We start from the raw sequence: 6035 nt of genomic DNA on the forward strand, positions 1-6035 counted from the left end.
GTCATATAATGTGTAGCTGACGCAGGCTTGTAGATTCCATCTCCAGCGAAACTGAAAGTGAATGTTTGAGAATAAGTCAATGTAATAGGAACTCCCGAACCTGATTTTTCAGTTGTTGTACCGTGACTTGGAGAATAGACTTTAATCGGCTTGATTAGATTTTTTCCGTCAGTGCCTCTCAAAATCACATTAGCAGTAGTTAGTACTAGCCCACTTGGGAGAATAAAACGAATTCCCTGATTTATTATGAAGTATGTTGTGATTTTTGAAGCTAAAACCCTAACGGAACTTTTTTCACTTCCAGCACGATATTTGCCGTTGGCTTTTGTGGAAATTTTGATGTCATGTTTGCCTTTGGAAAGCCCTTTAGTTGAAAAGGCAGCCACTCCTTTGCTGTTTGTTTTGGCAGTCATTGTTTTATAATTCTTGCCTACAGCAATCTTAACTGTCACAACGATTCCAGCAACTGCCTTTCCAGATACCTTATTTAGAACCTTTACTTTGAATGAAGGGCCTTTCTTGAAAACAGTGAGCTGTTCAGGGGCAGATATGGAAACTCCTGATTTGGAGATTTTGATTGAACTGGTTTTTGATGAACCTGCACAGTTTTTGGTATCTTTAACACTTACAACAACCTTATGTGTACCAATAGCCAAAGAAGAAGCCTTATATTTTGCAACTCCCTTGGAATCTGTGGTTACAGTCACGGTTTTATATTTTTTTCCAGTATATACCTTTAAAGCCAATTTGACATTTGGAACTGTCTGTTTGGTTTTTGAATTAATTACCTTTACCTGGAAATATTTGCCGGATGCATATGTAGTTGCAAGCTTGGACGGGCTGATGGTTACCGGAGCCTTGGAAATTACAATATTGTTTAGTCTTGTGGAATTTGAAGTAACTTTCTTTGAAACAACATTGGCAGTAGCTGAATAAGTTCCCACACCAAATGGAACCTTATAAGTGGCTATACCCTTGGAATTGGTAGTCACCTTAACTTTTTTACCGTTTGAAAATGTAATCTGAATAGTTTCATTAGATATCGCCTTATTATTTGTTGCGATAAGTGAAGCCTTTAAAACAACATTATTGTAATATGAACCCTCTTTTGAGAGTTTTAAAGAAGCTTTAATAATAGGCGAGGTCATATTGGTTTCTATTAAATCTGTAGACAGATATTTTGTAACCCCAGCGATTTTGACTTCAGTGCCACTAGAAGGCCATCCGTCATCGTAAAATCCAACAATCATCTTAAATTCCTTGTCGAATATGTCAGGAATTGTGTATACCGCAATACCCTTTGAATTTGTTGTTATTTTGGCGGAGTCGTATACATCTGCCATGAATGCCAATGGTTTTGAATTCACATCTACTCCCAGCACATCATCTTGTGAGGCCGCAGATTCCTCTGGAGGAATAAAAGCTAAGACACACAAATCAACATTCGGCAAAGGAGAATTGTCTGCCATGTCGGATAATTTGAAAGTGACTTGATCACTGCCCGAATCCTTAGGGGAATCTATCATTTCCAAATTGGCATGTATATATTCATCATCCATTGTTAACGTATTTTCTTTTTGACCGTCATCAATTGCAACGGGTTCCTGACTGCTAACAGATTCATTAACAGTTGAAACCTGGTTATCCATACTATCTGATGCACTAACTGCAGAAACAGCAAGCAAACATGCAATGATGATAGACATTACCATAATTTTTTTGTTGAACATAATATTTACTTTATGAAGTTATTAATATTAAGTCAACTAAAGAAAAAGCTTTCATTGAATAAAAGACAATAAAAATTTTAGGAAAATGAGACATTTGTGAAAAATTAAATTTAAAAAAAATAGAAAAAAAGAAAAAAATTGTAAGAGCATTATGCTCATTGGGTCATGTTGCCTTGAGCGGCAGCGGCCAATTGCTCAGCCTGAGCCTGAAGATTTCCAACAATATCAGTGCATTGTTGTAAGTTAGCCAACATCTTGTCTAAGCTATCTTTTAAATCTTCTTTCTGTCCGGCAAGTATTTCACGAGCGCCATCTGCATCTTTTTTAACGGCAAATCCTGAACCAATACTTACAATAATTTCATCAGTACTTTTAAGTTCCCCTTTAATGAAAGAACCAGCACCTACAGGAACGAAAGCTTCAACAGAATCTTTTCCTTCGAGGTCATCTAAAGTGTTGGATAATGCATCAACTTCAGCAATGGAAGTTTGAATCAAATCAATTTGCTGTTGAATTAATTCAGCTTGTTGCCTGTATGCATTGATTTCATTAAGAAGATTGTTTAATCTTTGCTGATCTTCCATAATAACACCTTAGCGCATTTATAAAATTTCTTTTACGATTGGGTCTAAAACATCTTCAGGAGCAATTTCTTTAATTTCTTTAATAGAAATTTGATTCCTGTTGATACCATGTTTACTTCCGAAACGAGCGTAGATTTTGTTTTCTACATCTTCTTCACAAGTAGCTTTGTATTCTTTAGTAAACTTATGATATTCATCACCCATTACAAAAGTACCTTTAACTCTGTAAATTTTAGTTATCATATTAAATCCCTCATGATATATTAATTAAAAATCATCATCTAAAAAGCCTAACGCTTCTTCAACTCTAGCCATTTCAGGACCAGTACTGTCTTTAGCAACAATTGCACCATTTGAATTGGAAATAACGCATGCTCCAACTAAAGGAATTCCTTTGCCAACAGTACCAATATCGCCTTCTACACCAAATACTTCTTGAGCGAAATTAATTTCACTATTTACAGCTTGATTACTCATTAAAAATCCTTTGTTAGTAACAGTGATTAAAGAACCTATAATGTCGCTTCCGACAATGGAGGATGATTTTGCATCAACATCCAAAGTTTCTTCAATTACTTCAATAGCTTCTTCCTCTAAAAATGGGCTTACGATAGCACCATTGTCATTTGCTGCAATAATGTTACCGACAGCAGTGTATTGACCAGGAAGAGTAGCTACTTTTAAACCAAGCTTTTCAAATTGTTCAATTTCTCTATCTAAAACATGTGGGGAAACAACGATACCATTTGAATTAGCTACAGCTAAAGATCCAATGAGACTGCTACCTGAAATAGAAGATTTAACAACATCAACATCCAATGTTTCCTTAATAATATCCGCTTTTTCGTCCAAAAGTGTATAAGGAACGATAGCCATATCGTCAGTTGTTAAAATAAAAACACCTAAGTTCGGATTGCCTACAATATCTACTCTTTTTAACATATTGTCACCTCACATCACTCAATAGCATGGTAAAAGGTACTATAGCTATTCTGCTAAAGTAGCTTGTACAATACCATCATCATCTTTGACTGCTTTTACAGTAATTTTAGAAGGTATTTTTTGAATACCTCTTTCCCAAATAGCATGATTGATAGATTCATCAATTTTAACATCTTTAGCTTTCATGTGTTTGGTTAAAAAGTTTTTAACTTCTCTGATAGCTCTAGGAGCTCTGATAGTCCTTTTAACATTTTTCACATTTCTAAGTGGAATTGTGTAAACTCTTTCCATAATAACCCCTCATTATAATTTAAGACTGTTTCTTCTCCAATGTCTAGGTTTTGGTCTGTATCTAAGTTTACGGTTAGTTTTAGCATAAGCCCAGATTGGAATTCTCCTATTTTGTTTGTTTGCTTTTGCCATTCTTAATTTTTTAGCTAATGGTTTATTTCTACTCATTTTCTCACCTGTAATAATAATTATTATTTATATCCAATAACGCGAGTTTGATAATGTTCAGGGAATATGTCCAATGAATTTCCTCCCTTTTCATCAATCAGAGTCCTTATTTCGACCTCATAATCAGAACTGTTGTCCTTGTTTGACTTTTCATGAGAAATTTCAAACAGATTAGAGGTAATCAGCTTAACGGATTTGTGACCGAAACTGTCCAAATTGATATATTGGACGTTTTTCCTGTCTTCAAGACTTCTTATCTGATTGACATTGAGTTTGGGAGTCCTGTCATCACGTCTTGTCCCATCAGCAATAATATCATATTCTTCAGCAACATTCTCTATGACGTTTTCATGAATGTACTTGATTCCGTCATTTGGAAATCCGTCATCCATTATCATATCGCAGGTTTTATCAAGCAGTTCTATGTCTAAATCTAAAACCCTATGATTGAAACCTAAGGATTTTGCTGATTTGGATGCTGGAATGTATGATTTGTAAACACCAAAGTTAGCAGTGCACAATTCTACTTCAAGACCTAATCTCTTAAGCATGACAGCCATGAAGGATGAATCCTTACCACCACTATATAATACACCAGCTTTCATCGATATTATTTCCTTGTAATTTTAATTTCTCTTTTTTGACCAGCAATTTGTCTAAGCAAAACTTTTAACTGGTCGTCAGTGACTTTACCTCTTAAACTACCGGATTGAGCTGATTGAATCAATTGAAGTTCAATTTGTTCAACAAGTTCAGGTTTGGTTAATTTAAGATTTCCTAATCTAGTACGAGCTTCAGGGGTCATGATTTGACCTAAAATCTGTTTTTTCTGAGCCTCGAACTGTTGTCTTTGTGCTTCTTGCTGTTGTGCTTGAGCAGCAGCTTGTTGTTGCTGCATTTGCTGATTTTGCATAGCAGCCTGTTGAGCTTGTAATTCAGCCATTCTTTTTTGACGAATTTCATCTAAATCGCTCATATCAAACTCTCCGAATTATAATTAGTATTTTTCAAGTTCAGGAATATCTTTAATGATTTCAGCAGAAATTTTATCTAAGAATGATCTTCCTGCTGGGGAGACAACTCTTCCACCTTCAACTTTTTCCACATATCCTGCGTCTTCTAATTGGTGAAGTGCGTTTCTAACAATAGATCCACTTCCTTTTTTAAATACTTCAGGACGTACGCCACGGTCTTTTTTACCACCGTAGAAAGTTCTTAAACTCATAACTCCTACAGGACCATCAATGTAAACTCTTCTGATGATAGAAGCAGTTCTTACATACCACCAATCTCCGTTTTCTGGTTTTCTTTCTTTGTGAACACCAGTTTTAACAAAATTGGACCATGCAGGGGAATTGATTTTATCATTATTTTTAAATTCTTCTGCGACTTTTTCAATTAATAAATCTGCAGGTACATCAAATACAGTAGTCATATTAATTCTCCAATATTTTATTAAATAATTGTAGCTTAATCCACTGTAAATTTAAGACCTAAAAAAATAGGGCCTGTAACTCTAAATTTATAATGTTTAAGGCTTTTTCTTATAGATTACAGCAACATGTCCTCTAACGTCAATGAGCTGAGCTCTGGTTTTAGTGACAATTTCGTCGATGTAATCATCTTTATCTCTAGCGATATTTTTTGCAAATTTAAGTTTAACAATTTCATTAGCTTTCAGTTGGCGTTTGATTTCTTCAATAACATTATCATTAACACCAGCTTTACCAATATTAATTGTCATCGCGGAAAGAGCTCTATTCATCATTTCTTTTTTTGATTGACTCATATTTAGCTCTCCTTTTAAGTTTCTTTTCCTTTCGATAAGGAATTTTCATAACATGGCCACATTCACCACAAAAAATATTAACTTCTGAGTTAATTAGCCGGACGGTGCAATTATGACCAGGGTAAAGGAATTTCTTGCATTTCCTACAATACCTTCTTTTCCATCTTTCAGGGATTTTGGTATTGTATTTTGTGGACAGCTTTAAAGCAAGCTCGACATAGCGATCACTGCGCTCTGGATGGGTGATGAATTCCATCTCGGCACGTTCAAAAAGAATATTCATCCTTTCAATCGCTATTTCAATCATCCACTTTGGTCTTTTTCCTCTACTCAAAATATCCTCCTCATAATCATGAAAATAGGATATAATATTCAAAATTGAATTAAAATGATTTGCGCAAATTAAAACAAAAACCATAGTTAAGATAACCTTAGGTTAATATGAATATTAAGAATAATTATGTTTATTGGTGTTTATAAAGGTTGTGTATTTTGGGAAGGTTTTTGGAAAAATCATATTTTTTGGAAAAA

11 protein-coding genes are annotated in these 6035 nt (G+C 34.6%); all 11 read right to left on the reverse strand.

Annotated features, from left to right (window positions below; genetic code table 11):
- Positions 1-1730, reverse strand: a 1730-nt coding sequence (locus UIB65_RS10275) for a hypothetical protein (RefSeq protein WP_330041481.1), incomplete at its 3' end; no start/stop codon positions are given.
- A gap of 155 nt (positions 1731-1885) precedes the next feature.
- A complete protein-coding gene (gene pfdA / locus UIB65_RS10280; RefSeq protein ID WP_330041483.1) occupies positions 1886-2314 on the reverse strand; it encodes a prefoldin subunit alpha in 429 nt (142 codons plus the stop codon).
- An 18-nt stretch (positions 2315-2332) separates the two neighbouring features.
- Positions 2333-2557, reverse strand: coding sequence for a 50S ribosomal protein L18Ae (rpl18a, locus tag UIB65_RS10285; RefSeq protein ID WP_330041484.1), 225 nt, complete (start codon positions 2555-2557; stop codon positions 2333-2335).
- A 24-nt stretch (positions 2558-2581) separates the two neighbouring features.
- A complete protein-coding gene (locus UIB65_RS10290) occupies positions 2582-3256 on the reverse strand; it encodes a translation initiation factor IF-6 (protein ID WP_330041486.1) in 675 nt (224 codons plus the stop codon).
- A 45-nt stretch (positions 3257-3301) separates the two neighbouring features.
- Positions 3302-3547 carry a 50S ribosomal protein L31e gene (locus UIB65_RS10295; protein ID WP_330041488.1) on the reverse strand — a complete coding sequence of 82 codons (246 nt, stop codon included), beginning with the start codon at positions 3545-3547 and terminating at the stop codon, positions 3302-3304.
- Positions 3548-3559: 12 nt separating this feature from the next.
- Complete coding sequence (locus UIB65_RS10300; protein ID WP_004032463.1) at positions 3560-3715, reverse strand: 50S ribosomal protein L39e; 156 nt, start codon at positions 3713-3715, stop codon at positions 3560-3562.
- A 23-nt stretch (positions 3716-3738) separates the two neighbouring features.
- The gene (locus UIB65_RS10305) at positions 3739-4320 is read right to left on the reverse strand and encodes a hypothetical protein (RefSeq protein WP_330041490.1); all 582 of its coding nucleotides are present in this window, start codon (positions 4318-4320) and stop codon (positions 3739-3741) included.
- Positions 4321-4325: 5 nt separating this feature from the next.
- Positions 4326-4691, reverse strand: a complete 366-nt coding sequence (locus UIB65_RS10310; protein ID WP_330041492.1) for a DNA-binding protein — start codon at positions 4689-4691, stop codon at positions 4326-4328.
- Positions 4692-4712: 21 nt separating this feature from the next.
- Positions 4713-5150 (reverse strand): 30S ribosomal protein S19e, encoded by a 438-nt coding sequence (locus tag UIB65_RS10315; protein ID WP_330041495.1) that lies wholly within the window; start codon positions 5148-5150, stop codon positions 4713-4715.
- A 96-nt stretch (positions 5151-5246) separates the two neighbouring features.
- The gene (locus UIB65_RS10320; protein WP_296805113.1) at positions 5247-5504 is read right to left on the reverse strand and encodes a YhbY family RNA-binding protein; all 258 of its coding nucleotides are present in this window, start codon (positions 5502-5504) and stop codon (positions 5247-5249) included.
- Positions 5473-5838, reverse strand: coding sequence for a ribonuclease P protein component 4 (locus UIB65_RS10325; protein WP_330041497.1), 366 nt, complete (start codon positions 5836-5838; stop codon positions 5473-5475). Before UIB65_RS10325 ends, UIB65_RS10320 begins: the two co-directional genes overlap by 32 nt.
- Between the last annotated feature and the right edge of the window lie 197 nt (positions 5839-6035).

The sequence above is a fragment of the Methanobrevibacter sp. genome (assembly GCF_036307625.1).
Classification (GTDB): Archaea; Methanobacteriota; Methanobacteria; order Methanobacteriales; family Methanobacteriaceae; genus Methanocatella.